The 14,998-nt window shown below is 60.3% G+C and carries 10 protein-coding genes; 6 read left to right on the top strand and 4 right to left on the bottom strand.

The window, feature by feature from the left end; all coding sequences use genetic code 11:
- The first annotated feature begins 7 nt into the window (after positions 1-7).
- The 3 genes from AC1RO0_RS14505 to atzF are packed head-to-tail and all read left to right on the top strand — an operon-like array spanning position 8 to position 6,010.
- Entirely contained in the window at positions 8-658 is a 651-nt protein-coding gene (locus tag AC1RO0_RS14505) for an urea amidolyase associated protein UAAP2 (protein WP_498593592.1), read from the top strand.
- 1 nt (position 659) lies between these two features.
- Positions 660-4,196 (top strand): urea carboxylase, encoded by a 3,537-nt coding sequence (gene uca / locus AC1RO0_RS14510; protein ID WP_498593593.1) that lies wholly within the window; start codon positions 660-662, stop codon positions 4,194-4,196.
- Positions 4,196-6,010, top strand: coding sequence for an allophanate hydrolase (gene atzF / locus AC1RO0_RS14515; protein WP_498593594.1), 1,815 nt, complete (start codon positions 4,196-4,198; stop codon positions 6,008-6,010). The genes uca and atzF overlap by 1 nt, the downstream gene beginning before the upstream one ends.
- A gap of 582 nt (positions 6,011-6,592) precedes the next feature.
- Here the strand turns inward: atzF and AC1RO0_RS14520 are convergent.
- Positions 6,593-7,150, bottom strand: coding sequence for an RES family NAD+ phosphorylase (locus AC1RO0_RS14520; RefSeq protein ID WP_498593595.1), 558 nt, complete (start codon positions 7,148-7,150; stop codon positions 6,593-6,595).
- A gap of 40 nt (positions 7,151-7,190) precedes the next feature.
- Positions 7,191-8,198 (bottom strand): hypothetical protein, encoded by a 1,008-nt coding sequence (locus tag AC1RO0_RS14525; protein WP_498594026.1) that lies wholly within the window; start codon positions 8,196-8,198, stop codon positions 7,191-7,193.
- A 289-nt stretch (positions 8,199-8,487) separates the two neighbouring features.
- On the opposite strand from AC1RO0_RS14525, the gene AC1RO0_RS14530 reads away from it, so the two are divergent.
- Positions 8,488-9,180, top strand: coding sequence for a hypothetical protein (locus AC1RO0_RS14530; RefSeq protein WP_498593596.1), 693 nt, complete (start codon positions 8,488-8,490; stop codon positions 9,178-9,180).
- A 333-nt stretch (positions 9,181-9,513) separates the two neighbouring features.
- On the opposite strand, the gene AC1RO0_RS14535 is transcribed toward AC1RO0_RS14530, so the two are convergent.
- Positions 9,514-9,915 carry a DoxX family protein gene (locus tag AC1RO0_RS14535; protein ID WP_498593597.1) on the bottom strand — a complete coding sequence of 134 codons (402 nt, stop codon included), beginning with the start codon at positions 9,913-9,915 and terminating at the stop codon, positions 9,514-9,516.
- Positions 9,916-10,990: 1,075 nt separating this feature from the next.
- A complete protein-coding gene (locus AC1RO0_RS14540) occupies positions 10,991-12,031 on the bottom strand; it encodes an alpha/beta fold hydrolase (RefSeq protein ID WP_498593598.1) in 1,041 nt (346 codons plus the stop codon).
- A gap of 604 nt (positions 12,032-12,635) precedes the next feature.
- Between AC1RO0_RS14540 and repA the strand changes: the two genes are divergently transcribed.
- Together repA and repB are read left to right on the top strand one after the other, a co-directional pair.
- A complete protein-coding gene (gene repA, locus AC1RO0_RS14545) occupies positions 12,636-13,811 on the top strand; it encodes a plasmid partitioning protein RepA (RefSeq protein ID WP_498593599.1) in 1,176 nt (391 codons plus the stop codon).
- The gene (gene repB, locus AC1RO0_RS14550; protein ID WP_498593600.1) at positions 13,808-14,830 is read left to right on the top strand and encodes a plasmid partitioning protein RepB; all 1,023 of its coding nucleotides are present in this window, start codon (positions 13,808-13,810) and stop codon (positions 14,828-14,830) included. Before repA ends, repB begins: the two co-directional genes overlap by 4 nt.
- Positions 14,831-14,998: the final 168 nt, after the last annotated feature.

Genomic DNA, 14,998 nt, shown 5'->3' on the forward strand with positions numbered 1-14,998 from the left:
CAAGACCATGACTGATTTCATCCAGACAGCTCCGGGCCGCACGCTCGAAAACACCGCGCAGGACCATTACATCCCGGCCGAGGCACCGTTCTCGACGGTGATCCAGAAGGGCCAGACCATCCGCATCGAGGACTCATATGGCCAACAGGCGATCGACACGCTGTTCTACAATGCCATGGATTTTTCCGAGCGCTATTCCAACCAGGATACGATGCGCGAACAGGGCGCGGCCTATATCTCGACCGGCACGAAAGTCATCTCCAATGAAGGCCGGGTGATGCTGACCATGACTGCCGACAGTTGCGGGCGGCACGATACCTCGGCCGGCGCCTGCTCCTGCGAGAGCAACACGGTGCGCTTCGGCCATGGCACCAGATATCTCCATGCCTGCCGGGACAATTTCGTTCTCGAAGTCTCCAAACACGGCATGAGCAAGCGCGATGTCGTCCCCAATATCAACTTCTTCATGAACGTGCCGATCGAGCCGAGCGGCGAGATGACGATCGTCGATGGGATCTCCGCGCCGGGCGACTATGTCGAGCTGAAGGCGGAGATGGACGTGCTGCTGGTCATCTCCAATTGCCCGCAGATCAACAATCCCTGCAACGGTTTCGATCCGACACCGGTCCGGGTGTTGGTCTGGGATAGCGAGGCCTGACATGTTCAAGAAGGTTCTGATCGCAAACCGGGGCGAAATCGCCGTCCGGATCATCAAGACATTGCAGCGCATGGGCATCTCCTCCGTCGCCGTCTATTCGGATGCCGACCGTTTTTCCAAGGCGGTGCTGATGGCGGATGAGGCGGTAAGGCTTGGCCCTGCACCGGCGTCCGAAAGCTATCTCGACGTCGATGCCGTCATTGCCGCCTGCAAGGCGACCGGCGCCGAGGCCGTGCATCCGGGCTATGGCTTCCTTTCGGAAAATATTGGCTTCGCCGAGCGGCTGGCGGAAGAGGGCATCGCCTTCATCGGCCCGACGCCCGACAACATAGCCGCTTTCGGGCTGAAGCATACGGCCCGCGAACTGGCGCGCGAAAGCGGTGTGCCGCTCCTTCCCGGCAGCGGACTGCTGAAGACGAGCGACGATGCACTCATCGCCGCGATCGATATCGGATATCCGGTGATGCTGAAATCGACGGCCGGCGGCGGCGGCATCGGCATGCAGCTCTGCGATGATCCCGAAAGCCTGAAAGCGGTCTTCGACAGCGTGCAGCGCACCGCGCGCGCAAGCTTCGGCGATGCGCGCGTCTATCTCGAACGCTTCGTCGCCAAGGCCCGCCATGTCGAAGTGCAGATCTTCGGTGACGGCAATGGCCGGGTGATCGCGCTTGGCGAACGCGATTGTTCATTGCAGCGCCGGAACCAGAAGGTGATCGAGGAAACGCCCGCGCCGGGATTGTCGAACACGGTTCGGGCCAGCCTGCATGCCGCAGCCGTCGCGCTTGGTATCTCGGCTCACTACCAGTCGGCGGGAACGGTCGAATTCATCTACGACCCGGCACGCGAGGAATTCTATTTCCTCGAGGTCAATACCCGCCTGCAGGTCGAACATCCGGTGACCGAAGCCGTCTTCGGCATCGATCTGGTCGAATGGATGATCCGCCAGGCCGCTGGGGAAGATGTGCTCACCGGCAAGGAGACTCTCATTCCCAAGGGCGCGGCCATCGAGGCGCGCATCTATGCCGAAATGCCACATGCGGGGTTCAGGCCGAGCGCCGGACTGCTGACCGAGGTCGTCTTTCCGGAAAACGTGCGCGTCGACGGCTGGATCGAGACGGGCACGGAGGTCAGCCCCTATTACGACCCCATGCTCGCCAAGGTGATCGTCAAGGCCGAGGATCGCGCTGGCGCGATCAAGGCGCTCGGCAAAGCGCTCGAAGACAGCGCAATTTCCGGGATCGAGACCAATCTCGATTATCTGAAGGCGATTGCGGCTTCCGATCTGCTGTCGAGCGGCAATGTGGCGACGACGGCGCTCAAGGATTTCACCTTCGTGCCCGATGTCGTCGAGGTGATCACGCCGGGCGCTCAGTCGAGTCTGCAGGAACTGCCGGGACGGTTGGGTCTCTGGCATGTCGGGGTGCCGCCAAGCGGGCCGATGGACGAGCGATCTTTCCGCCACGCCAACCGGCTGGTCGGAAACGCCGACGAGACGGCGGCGCTGGAACTTACCGTCTCCGGCCCGATGCTGAAATTCTTCTCGGATGTGATGGTCGCCCTCGCCGGCGCGCAAATGCCGATGACCCTCGACGGTGCACCGGTTCCACACGACACGGCAATCTTCGTCAAGGCGGGTCAGACGCTTATGATCGGAGCGATCGCCGGTGCAGGCCAGCGCGCCTATCTCGCCGTCGCCGGCGGGTTCGAAGCGCCGGAGGTGCTTGGTTCTCGCGCAACCTTCGGCCTGGGGCAATTCGGCGGCCATGCGACGGGAACGCTTCGCGCCGGCCATGTGCTGCGGCTTGCCCACGCTCCGCAGCCGGCATCCAAGCCGGCTCATGAACCGGCCTTGCTCACACGCAGCTGGGAAGTCGGTGTGCTCTACGGTCCGCACGGCGCTCCCGATTTCTTCCTGGAGGAAGATATCGAAACGCTGTTTGCCACCGAGTACGAGGTTCATTTCAACAGTGCCCGCACCGGCGTGCGCCTCATCGGCCCCGCACCGAAATGGGCGCGCACCGATGGCGGCGAGGCGGGGCTTCATCCTTCCAACCTGCACGACAATGCCTATGCGGTCGGCGCAATCGACTTTACCGGCGACATGCCGATCATTCTCGGCCCAGACGGCCCCAGCCTCGGCGGCTTCGTCTGCCCGGCGGTGATTGCCCGCGACGAGCAATGGAAGATGGGCCAGTTCAAACCGGGCGACACGATCCGGTTCCATGCAGTGAAACGCGCCGAGGATCCAATCGCCGGGCCGGTGGTGAAGCGTATCGGCGTTGACGCCGGTGCCGCGATCATCGCAAGCAGCGAGGCGGGGCCGGTCCCCGTGGTCTATCGCCGCCAGGGAGACGACAATCTGCTGGTCGAATACGGCCCGATGCAGCTCGACATCGCGCTGCGCCTGCGGGTGCATCTTCTGATGCAGGCGGTCAAGGACGCGAAGCTTCCGGGGCTTGTCGATCTCACCCCCGGCATACGGTCGCTGCAGATCCATTATGACGGAACCGGCCTCACCCGCACGCGCCTTCTCGGCCTCTTGAGTGAGATCGAGGCTTCCCTGCCGCCGGCGCAGGCGGTGAAGGTTCCGAGCCGGATCGTGCATCTGCCGCTTTCCTGGAACGATCCCGATGCCGAGCTTGCAATGCGCAAATATCAGGAACTCGTCCGCCCCAATGCGCCCTGGTGCCCGTCGAATATCGAGTTCATCCGCCGCATCAACGGGCTGGCCGACGAACAGGCGGTGCGCGATGTCGTCTTCGACGCCAGCTATCTCGTTCTCGGGCTCGGCGATGTCTATCTCGGCGCGCCGGTCGCCACGCCGATGGATCCGCGGCATCGGCTGGTGACGACGAAATACAATCCGGCCCGGACATGGACGCCGGAAAACGCCGTCGGCATCGGCGGCGCCTATATGTGCATCTACGGCATGGAAGGCCCCGGCGGCTACCAGCTCTTCGGCCGGACGATCCAGGTCTGGAACACCTGGCGCCAGACGCCGGTCTTTTCCAAGGAAAAGCCCTGGCTGCTCGACTTCTTCGACCAGATCCACTTCTTCCCCGTCAGCCATGAGGAACTGACCGAGGCGCGCACCGCCTTCCCGCATGGCGGCTATCCGATCCGCATCGAGGAGAGCGAATTCTCCTATGCGGCCTATGAGGCGGATCTTGCCGCCAACGCGCAGGCCATCGGCGCCTTCAAGGCCCGCCAGCAATCGGCCTTCGAGGCCGAACGTCAGCGCTGGAAGGAACTAGGCCTCGACAGTTTCGTCGTCGACGAGGGCACAGGCCCCGGGCTTGGGGGCGATATTCCCGAAGGCTGCTTCGGCGTCGAAAGCGCCGTCCCCGGCAACGTCTGGAAGATCCTCGTCGAAGAGGGCCAGCCGGTTGCAGCCGGCGAGACGCTTGCCATCATCGAATCCATGAAGATGGAAATCAATGTGACCGCCCATGCCGCCGGCCGCGTCCGCGATCTGCGCGCAGGCCCCGGCCGCAACGTCAAAGCCGGCGATGTCCTCGTCGTGCTGGAGGAAATCTGATGCTCCCTGCCATTCTCGATCTCGCTTCGCTGCAATCCGCCTATGCATCCGGCTTGTCGCCCCTCGATCTCGTCGAGGAGGTGATCATCCGCCGCAAGGCGTCCGACGATCCGGCAATCTTCATCACGCCGACCCCGGACGATGATTTGCGCGCCGCCGCCAAGGAACTGGTGGACCGAGCGCCCGATCCCAACAGCCTGCCGCTCTGGGGTATTCCCTTCGCGGTCAAGGACAATATCGATGTTGCGGACCTGCCGACCACGGCCGCCTGCCCGACCTTTGCCTATCATCCCGACAAGGATGCGGCGGTGGTGGCCCGGTTAAGGGCCGCCGGCGCACTGGTGATCGGCAAGACCAATCTCGACCAGTTCGCCACCGGCCTCAACGGAACGCGCTCGCCCCATGGCGCGCCACGTTCGGTTTTCGACAAGGATTATGTCTCGGGTGGCTCCAGCTCCGGCTCGGCGATTGCCGTCGCCTCCGGCCTGGCAAGCTTCGCGCTCGGCACCGACACGGCCGGTTCCGGCCGCGTGCCGGCGGCCTTCAACAATCTCGTCGGCATCAAGCCGACACCGGGGCTGGTGCCGAATGTCGGCGTCGTGCCCGCCTGCCGCAGCGTCGATGTCGTCACCATTTTTGCCGCGACCGTCGGCGACGGCATTGCGATCCGCAAGGTGATGGAGGGCTATGACGCCGCCGATCCGTTCTCGCGCAAGGCGGCCCCCGCCCGCCTACCCGCGTCGGGCCTGCGGATCGGCGTGCTCGAAGGATCAGAACGGGAATTCTTCGGCAACAGGGATGTCGAAGCTCTATACGATGCCGCGATCGAAAGGGCGCGCGCCCTCGGCGCCACCATCGTTCCCTTCGACTATGCACCATTCCGACAAGCGGCCGAATTGCTCTACAACGGCCCCTGGGTCGCCGAACGACTGGCGGCGGTGAAGGATTTTCTCGCCACCAATGCCGGTGATTTCGATCCGACGGTGCGTACCATCATCGAGGGTGCAAAAGCCTATGACGCGGTCGACGCCTTCGAAGGTCGATACAAGCTCGAAGCGCTGCGCCAGAAGACCAGGCAAGAATGGGAGAAGGCTGACGTCGTGATGCTGCCGACCTCGCCGACCACCTATACGGTCGAGGAGATGCTGGCCGATCCGATCACGAAGAACGGCCATTTCGGCCGGTACACCAACTTCGTCAACCTCCTCGACTGCGCGGCAATCGCCATACCGGCCGGCTTCGACGCGGACGGTCACCTGCCAGCCGGCGTGACGCTGATCGGCCCCGCCTTTACCGACGACGCCCTCGCACCCTTTGCCGACGCCATGCACCGGAGCTTGAACGCGGGGATGGGCAAGGATCACTCGGCGCAAATCCCCGAGGCGAGCCGCGTGCCGCAGGCCGATGACGGCTCGGTGCCGATCGTCGTCGTCGGGGCACATCTGAGCGGCATGCCGCTCAACCACGAACTCACCTCTTCGGGGGGATACCGGCTGAAGACCTGCCGGACGGCGGGTGACTACCGCCTCTTCGCACTGCCGGGAACCGTCCCGCCCAAGCCGGGGTTGCTGCGCGAGCCAGGCTTTTCCGGCGGGGGCGTGGAGGTCGAGGTCTGGGCAGTGTCACCCGAAGCCTTCGGCCTCTTCGTCCAGAAAATCCCCGCGCCGCTCGGCATCGGTAAAGTCTCATTGGACGACGGCTCCGCCGTGTCGGGCTTTCTGTGCGAGGCTCACGCCGTTGCGGATGCGCTTGAGATCACCGACTTCGGCGGCTGGCGGCACTATGTCCGCACCAAAACCGAGACAACCTCTTGAGAAAGGATCTACGGGATGAAGGCATTCCTGATGAAGACATTGCATGTCATCCTTGATGGGGTGATCGCCCGAACGCTCGTCATCGGGACGCCTCGTTCGCGAGATAGCAGTTCCCCGCCCTCATCTGACGACTAGATAGCACCATCTGCCGGCGGAAATTTCCGCCGTCTTGCCCACACACTCGGAGATATGCGAATTATTCAAGATGAGTTGTCCGGAATGTGGCCAAGAACTGACCATCTGGGTCCAAGGCATGAGCCTTAATGTTACCTGCAACAATTGCGGATGGACCGTTGCGACCACCAATAGAGATCATGCCGCGTTTGACGAGGCAGCCTATACGGTGCGGCTGGATCGGGCCGATCGACTGCGCTCAAAAACGATCCTGGATGTTTCGATGGTTCTTGGAATTGGCGTCGTTCAGGCTCGCCTGGTCGTCGATCAAGATTTGCCGGTAGCCCAGGCTGTGACGGCAACATCTGCGATGCGATTACGCGACGCGTTCGTTAAGCGTGGTCTCCAGGTCGTCGTTGAACCGCCCCTTCCCTGGAAACCGGACGGCACACGCGCATAGCGCCGCCGCTACAGCCCCCACTTCGGACCGTTTTCAGACAGCCTGATTTCGACAGGATCGCCGCAAACCTCGACCGAGGGGCCGCCGAGCCCGTTCCAGCGAAACAGGTTGAGATGCCAACCGCCGGGTATCAATCTTGACCGGTCGATTATCCCGTCCGCGCCGGCCGCTCTGGCTATATCAGCATTGCGCCATGACGCCGGCTCCTGACCGGCCACTAAGGCAGAGCGCCAGGACAGATCGGATAGTTCCCGATCAATGCCCAGCTGTGCACAGGCCTGCCGGTCATGCTGATCGACCACGATCGCGTCACTGACAAGGAGCGGTACGACGACGCGCGGACGCTGGTCTTCGCGCATGTAGCCGGAGATAGCCATGATTGACCATTCGAGTGAAGCACTCGTATAAAGTGTTGCCTGACCGAGGCGGTGATAGCGTCCCGCGCTGGATGCCTCGGGAGGATCGAGTACATGATCAAGGCGTTCGGTCAACACCGAACGAAAGAAGCGGCCACTGATCTTGCGAAAGTGGCCTGCGGACTCATTCTTTGGAACACCTGCTTCCATGGAGACCTACATAGCGGGCGACCCCGCCGAGAAACAAGCTTTATGGCGCGTTGCAAATCGGTATTGGCCGCGGTGGCGGTGCCGGATGATCTATTTTGTACTGGGCAATGATCGGCTCCAGGGTTTCTTTCGACCAGAACTTCGGAGCGCCGATTTCTTTCAGGCAGGAATCATTCCAATACAAGCCGGCCTTCGATGGCGAACGGCCGCTCGCCACGGCTTTGGCGACGGCGTTTATGTCGGCTGACTCAGGATAGATGTAGAGCGTCGTCGGATTGCCCTTCACCATGGAGAGGATCTGGCTGGCGTCCGATGCCGTCCAGCTGGTGCAGCCGTCGCTGCGGCCGCCGGCATATTCCACTAGCTTTCCAAGCGGAACATATCCATCCCGGTTTGCGTAGGGGCTCTCAGGATTTTTCTTCAGGCAGACGCCCGCCACCACCGCGGCCGCATGCCCGCCGATGGCGCGCTGTCGCGCATTTGCCGTTTCGCCCTCGCCGTCAAATTGGATGAAGGAGCGAAGCAAGGCCGCATCTTTCGTTCCCGAGACGCGGTAGTAGCCCTTGAACGTCGTCTTCGTCTCGTCCGTCATATAGGCGCCGCCGGCCGTCAGGTTCGAATCCATGGCATTGCCGAAGTTCCGGGCACACTCTCGGCCGTTGCCGAAATCAACAACGCCCTTCAGATCGCGGCCGCTGCCGTGCCCGGACGAAATAACGCGAAACGTCTGGGTGGCTTCGCAGACGGTATAAAAGCGGCCGCCCGATTTGCCATCGCCCAGATCGTTCGGGCGCGTGGCGTCCATGGCGAAGTAGCAAGGATTACTGACTTTGCCTTCGCTCACTTTGCGCCTGTAAAGCGCGCGCGCCCTCTGCAAGACCGGTGACGCGATTTGGCCGTCGCCTTCGCCGACATGAGGCGTCAGCCACAGCGGGATGTCCGCTTGTCGACCAGCCGCAAATAATTGCGGCGATGCCGAGAGGACGACGGCGACGGTGCAAAGGCTGAGAGTCTTTTTGACACTCAAGAGATTATATCTCGACCGCACGGAATCAGATCTCCTGTTGAGACGTTTTTGCACTTCTACATCCAGCTTTGAGCCGAAGCCAATGGCGGCAATAAGTCTCGCAGGCAAGCCAAGGCATATTCGAACCACTCTGGCGGCAGAAGACTCGATTAACGTCAGACAATAATGCACGTATGAGGGGATGCTAGGAACCATAGGGGAATCGGGACCGGCAGGCGTCAAATTTCGGAATATCTGTTTTCGCTCGTCGCTGAAATCTCACCTGAGACCATGCGCGCGCGCCAAGCATACCAAGAGAAATAGGGGCAAAATGAGAAAGCTTATGACTTTTGCCGCCATCACCATGGCGGCTCTTTCCGTGTCGGCAAACGCCGCACCGGTCGCAAGCAAGGGCGGGTACGAGTATGATAGAAATCGGCTGAGCGATCCCTCGGCTCTCAACTGGAACATCGACCAATGCAGCCACGGTGCCATCACACCGGAAGCACAAGAGAAGCTTGCGAAGCTCATGGGCGTTCCGCAGGCCAATGTCCGTCGCGAGTTTTGCCGCCGAATCCTCACCGCTTACGCCAAGGGTGCCATCCCCTACGATGACTACGTTCAGTTTGCCGCAAGTCGTGTTATGGCTCCAAGCATTGCGAGGGCTTTGAGAATTGCAGGGGCTGGCCCACGAAAGCCGCAGGGCGATGGACAAGGTGATATCGCTCTTCCGCTTCTGGCGAAAATGGACTCGGGCGAGACGTTCAAAGGCTCCACGATAGCGTCGCGCGGTAACGGCCGCTTCTCTGTCTCGTCGTCGCGGCGGTCGGTAAAATGTTCCGGCGCCTACGACCTGAAGGATCGGCGCCCGACAGTTATTCTTCCGGTCAAATGCTCGGACGGTCGCACCGGGCAGGCCGTGGTCACGAGAGCGCCGGACCTCATGTCGGCGTGGGGGAAGGTGAAGCTGTCCGATGGGAGCACCGGTCGGCTGACCGTTGGCACGGTTCGCAAACAACAATGACGGGCAGGCAGAGCCAGGCCCGCGGTCTTATGTCGGAAGATTAGAATAAGGATTCCGACACTGGACGATGCGCGAGCAGCCATGCCTCTCCCTTGACTGAGAGCGTGGCGTTCATCTTTGCCCCACTTACCTCATCTGGTAAGTGGGGCAGATTAGGTGGCGCGACTCGAATTTGGGAAGCGAACGACGAGCGTCGCGCATCAAGTTGACCCACCAATAACTCTTCGACAAGCCCGCCACCTGTGCCAGCGCATTGCTCATCTGCCGTCGAAAGAAAAATGGTGCGGCAAGCTTCATGATGAAGCTGCGTCACACTCTGTCCAGCCAGGATGCTCACTTTACGGCAAGTACCCGGCCCGGGCCATGTACAGCAGCGAAGAGCAAACCCGCCACGAAAACAAAGTGATCCACGAAGAAGCCGAATTCAGCTTGGTTACCGGCCCAACGCGCGGGACCATGAAATGAGAATCCAAGGAAGATGACATAGACGGCTGCAGCGAGCGCTGCCGGGACAAACAACGCACCGGTCAGGAAAGCAATGGCAAGTAGCACTTCGAGGATCGCGGCGCACCAGGTCAAGAATAATGGGAACGGGAAGCCGGCGGCGACGATATAGCCGGCAGTCGCGCCCATATCCATAAACTTGAACGAGACGGCCATCACGAAGACGACGGTGAAGATCAGGCGAGCGATGAGAATGGCAGCAGTCTGCCAAGCTGATTGAGCGTTTTCCACGATATTCCTCCAGGTTGACGCGGTTGATGCTCCAAGGACGGCCAACAGAAGGTGATTCCGACAAGGCGGATGGAAATTATTTGCCGGTGCTAATTCCCAGCTGCATGAAGCAAGCAGTCGAAAGCACTCTTCCTAAGGTTAGAGCCTTACGTCCTTCCACCAACCGGGATTGAACCTCGGCAAGGGCCGAATTGCACAAAGCATTGCGTTGCCCCCAAATCAGCCCCGTTTACGCTTATGCGCCCTCCGCAATCCTCCATCGCCCTATGATGAAGTCCATAGGGCAGCTCACATCCTGATGCTAAACGGAAGCTTACAGTAGATTTACTTCCGTTATTGCTATTTCTCCTTCGAGGGTGGCGGCGACGGTTTCGAGGCCGAAAACGAAAAGCAGATTGTCAAACCTCGTTCTTCAACATCAGCAGCCTCATGAGCACGCTCGTAGAAGCCTGCCTCGACGATCATACCGCGATTGCCGTCTGCATCGATATCGCCGCCGCAGCTCGACTCCGAACTTCTTGCCATCGCCCCTGACCTGCGACAGTTCGGATTTGGCCTCGGCGCCGAATCCGCGAACGAGACGCAGCTGGTAATCACCGAACCAGCGGAAGACGGCATCGACCGATTGAACGCCACCGGCTCCGGACTGGCGGCCCGGTTGCCGGAAAGCCCTCATTGGTGGAAATCGGGCTTATCATTCATGTCGTCGCGAACGGAGCCGTTCGTCTATTGCCTTTGGATGAAACGATGGCCTAGCGCCAACCGAAGACTCAAAGATCCGATCCCATCCAGGCGCCGCTCACAGCCGACCGGAATCAACGGTCGTCACCTCCCCTTCCCCGTGTGGAATGATGCAGCAATCTCAATATTGCTCACAGGTCGCGTGTCGGGACCAATGGATCCGTGCCAAGAGATACGAACTCCCCGCGCCACGCCAAATCGAAATTTCCTCTACCAAACAAACATGCCGGCATCGGCACGACATGAACCTCATTGCCGAGCCGTCTTCGTCGCGCCGATGGAAACGGATGAGCATTGGCATTCTCTGCCATTGCCCATCGATCCCCTTAGAAGCTCACAAGCCGTCGACGTCGATGATTGCCTGCGCGAAGGCCTGCGGTGCTTCCTGCGGCAGATTGTGACCGATACCGCCGTCGATCGTCCGGTGTGCATACTTGCCGGAAAACTTGCTGCGGTAGGATGCGGGATCCAGATGCGGCGCGCCGTTGGCGTCACCTTCCAGAGTGATTGTGGGCACGCTGATCACCGGGGCCATTGCCAGGCGCTTCTCCAGATCATCATATTGCGGCTCGCCTTTCACCAGCCCCAGCCGCCAGCGGTAATTGTCGATAACGACGGCGACATGATCCGGATTGTCGAAGGCCGCTGCGCTGCGATCAAACTGTGTGTCATCGAAGTTCCACTTCGGAGAGGCAATCTGCCAGATCAGCTTAGCAAAATCGCGCCGGTATTTGTCGTAGCCCTCCTGCCCGCGCTCGGTGGCGAAATAATACTGGTACCACCATTGAAGCTCGGCCTTCGGCGGCAGCGGCATCCTGTTGGCTTCCTGACTGCCGATCAGATAGCCGCTGACGGAGACCAGCGCCTTGCAACGCTCGGGCCAGAGCGCCGCCAGAATATTGGCCGTGCGCGCACCCCAGTCAAAGCCGCCGAGGATCGCCTTCCGAATCTTCAGCGCATCCATCAAGGCGAGGATATCGACAGCCACGACCGACTGCTGACCGTTGCGTTCAGTCTCGCTCGATAGAAAACCTGTCGTCCCGTAGCCACGCAGATAGGGAACGATCACGCGGTAGCCTCGTGCTGCGAGCAGCGGAGCAACATCGACGAAGCTGTGGATGTCATAGGGCCAGCCATGCAACAGAATGACCGGAGCGCCATCGGCAGGGCCGGCCTCCGCATATCCGACCGTCAACTCGCCGGCGTCAATCTGCTTCAGAGAGGCGAACGACGCGCCGCCTCCGGATTTGACCGCCGCCTTTGTCTCATTGGACTGCGCCACGGCAGAACCGGGCATAGCCAGTTGATTGGCAGCGAGTGCGACGGCGGCGATACCTAAGAAGTGGCGGCGAGGGCGGTTGATGTCTTCGGACATTGATCTTTCTCCAAAAAGCATGACGCTGCCTGGCGGGGAAACCTCCCCGCGCTTCCGCCATGCGTCCCGATCGGACAGTTTTAAATGGCAATGCGAGTCTCAAGCGCAGATACAATAGAGTGCAAGCGATCCTTCAACTACGATTCACGCGCCGAAGATCAATCCCACGACACTGGCATTGAGGGCCGTGACGATCAGGGAGAAACGGAACATCATCTCGACATCGACAGGTCGGGCCTCGCGGAGCGGGAGACCGCACTGCAAAACCAATTCGCAGCGACCACCCGCCTGACGAACGCCGCCCGGCATAAATGCTAACGGATGCCGTGATCACCGTTTGCGCTCCAACCGCCGAAGATGCCAATATCGACCAGCGTTCCCCGCGGGGAACTCGTTTTCGATGACGCACAATTGACAGCGACAGACCGAAAGTTCCCCGCGGGGAACGCCATTTTAGACCCGGTTGCCCCGAATCATAGAATCGGAGTACTTCTTATCTACGGAAAATGCCGGTAGTACCGCCATTCCGCGTAAATAAAGAGACCAGTCACAAAAACCCAACCATAAAGGCGCTTAGTAACGTGGCCAAAAATGGGAGAAAACCATGACCCGACATCTGAGCAGCCTCGCCTTCATGCAGACATTCTCTGCGAAGCTGGATACCGCATTGGGCAATCTTAGCGTAGCCCAGTTTCCCCCCCATGCCCGTCGCACCATGCGCAAGTTCACCTCCCCGGAGGTTGCAGCACTGCTTAACGTCACCGAGGCCTATATCAGGCAGGTTTCATTGAAAGAGCAAGGGCCGACGCCGGAGGTTGCCAATGGACGGCGCCTCTATACGCTCGAGCAAATCCTCGAGTTGCGCATGCATCTGGCGCAGAACGGCCGCAAGAAATGGATGAACCCGCGCAGGGTAGGCGAGGAGCAATGCCAGATCCTGGCAATCACCAATTTCAAGGGCGGCTCCAGCAAGACCTCCACCACGATCCATCTCGGCCATTACCTGGCCTTGAGAGGATATCGCGTGCTGGCCGTTGACCTCGACCCCCAGGCATCGCTGACCAGCCTGCATGGCAGTCTGCCGGACTTCGACTATCGTAACGGCGATACGCTTTATTCCGCCATCCGCTTCGAAGATCCGATCCCGACCGAACAGGTCATTCATCAGACCCACATCGCCGGCTTCGATGTCATCTGCGCCGGCCTGGAATTGACGGAGTTCGAAACCGCCGTTGCGCTGGAAATGCGCAAGTCCGGCGGCACGAGCTTCCTCTTGCGCGTATCGCAAGCACTGGAGCAGGTGGCTGATCGCTACGACATCATTCTGATGGATTCGGCGCCGTCGCTGAACTTCCTAACGCTATCGTCGCTGACCGCGGCAACCGGCGTCCTGATACCGGTTCCGGCACATATGCTCGATGTGGATTCCACGGCAAAGTTCCTCGAACTCGCCGGATCCTACATGCAGATCCTCGAACAGGTCGGCACGTCCGCCCAGTGGGATTTCGCTAAGTTCCTGATCACCAAGTTCGAACCGAACGATCATCCGCAGGCCAATATGACGGCGCTGATGCGGCAGGTCTTCGGTGAGGACCTTTTGCTTAACTCCGTGATCAAATCGACCGCCGTTGCCGATGCCTTGACCTGGAAACAGAGCCTTTACGAGGTGCAGCGGTCGAGATTTTCCGCCCCGAAAACCTATGACAGGGCGATTGAGTCGATCAATGCGGCGAATGCCGAAATCGAAGAGCTTCTTTCGAGAGCATGGGGACGCGAATGAGCAGGAAAGATTCCAAGGGCATGTTTGCCAATGTCCTGGTCGGTCTCGGCCAGGACACTCCATCCGTGCCCACAGCAACGACATCGCCATCACCGCATCTTCTGAAGGTAGCGGCCGGCGTTCGGCAGTTGCAGGAGCGCGGCGAGCTTGCCGACAAGCTGCTGCAGGGTGCCGATCATATCATCCAGCTCGACGTGGACGCGGTTTTGCCGTCATCCATCCGGGATCGATTTGACGGAGCCTATGACGCCGACAGGCTGCAGGATCTCGTGCAGTCTATGCGTGAGCACGGGCAAACGACGCCCGGTCTCGTTCGGCCCATGCCGGGCGAGGGCAGCCGGTTTCAGATCGTTTTCGGACGCCGCCGCCTTGCCGCTGCAAAGCTTCTTGGCATCAAATTCCGCGCCATCGTTCGCGATCTCACGGATGAGCAGGCAATCGTCATCCAGGGCGAAGAAAACGCCAATCGCGACGACCTGTCCTTCATTGAAAAATGCGTTTTCGCTCTCAGCCAGGAAGAGGCCGGCTTCAAGCGCGAAGTGATCTGCTCATCGCTCGCGACCGGCAAGTCGCATGTTTCCGAAATGCTGCAGATCGCCAAGGTTTTCCCGAAAGCGGTCCTGACGCGCATCGGCGCTGCTCCCGAGACCGGCCGCCGGCGCTGGGCACAGCTGGCCGAACGCTGGAGCGCCAATGCCAAAGCCCAAACCGTCACGGACCGGGTGCTGGAAGAGCTGACGGTTCAGTCGCTATCCAGCGATGACAGGTTCGCGGCCGTGTTGAATGCCGTTTCCAAGGCCGAGAATGCCCCCACAGCCCCTGCGGATCGCGCCCAGGAGGTCGTTTCGAAGGGAATGACCCTTGCTGTCGTGAACTACGCCAAGGCGGGAACCAAGCTTACCTTCACGAAAGCCGTCCCGGACGATTTCGTGAATTACCTGCTGCGTCGAATGGAGGGATTGCACGAGGAATATCTCGATCAATCTCCACAGACCGCGCAGAACAAGACCAAGCTGTAACAGGAGACTGAATAGCAAAAGAAAAAGGCCCCCGAACGTTGCCGTAGCGGAAGCCCTTCTCAGTATGTAGCAATACGAGAATCACATTTCCGCGAATCATAGTCAAGAGTCTTTGGCACCGTTTTTGGTGAGCGGCTTTCTTTTGCCTGTTGAAAGGTGAAGGAAATG

It is taken from the genome of Rhizobium sp. GW821-FHT14E12 (genome assembly GCF_058803745.1).

What these genes read in the sequence shown, in the direction of transcription:
- AC1RO0_RS14505 (WP_498593592.1), top strand. Translation starts at nt 8, where the DNA reads ATGACTGATTTCATCCAGACAGCTCCGGGCCGCACGCTCGAAAACACC.
- uca (WP_498593593.1), top strand. Translation starts at nt 660, where the DNA reads ATGTTCAAGAAGGTTCTGATCGCAAACCGGGGCGAAATCGCCGTCCGG.
- atzF (WP_498593594.1), top strand. Translation starts at nt 4,196, where the DNA reads ATGCTCCCTGCCATTCTCGATCTCGCTTCGCTGCAATCCGCCTATGCA.
- AC1RO0_RS14520 (WP_498593595.1), bottom strand. Translation starts at nt 7,150, where the DNA reads ATGGAAGCAGGTGTTCCAAAGAATGAGTCCGCAGGCCACTTTCGCAAG.
- AC1RO0_RS14530 (WP_498593596.1), top strand. Translation starts at nt 8,488, where the DNA reads ATGAGAAAGCTTATGACTTTTGCCGCCATCACCATGGCGGCTCTTTCC.
- AC1RO0_RS14540 (WP_498593598.1), bottom strand. Translation starts at nt 12,031, where the DNA reads ATGTCCGAAGACATCAACCGCCCTCGCCGCCACTTCTTAGGTATCGCC.
- repA (WP_498593599.1), top strand. Translation starts at nt 12,636, where the DNA reads ATGACCCGACATCTGAGCAGCCTCGCCTTCATGCAGACATTCTCTGCG.
- repB (WP_498593600.1), top strand. Translation starts at nt 13,808, where the DNA reads ATGAGCAGGAAAGATTCCAAGGGCATGTTTGCCAATGTCCTGGTCGGT.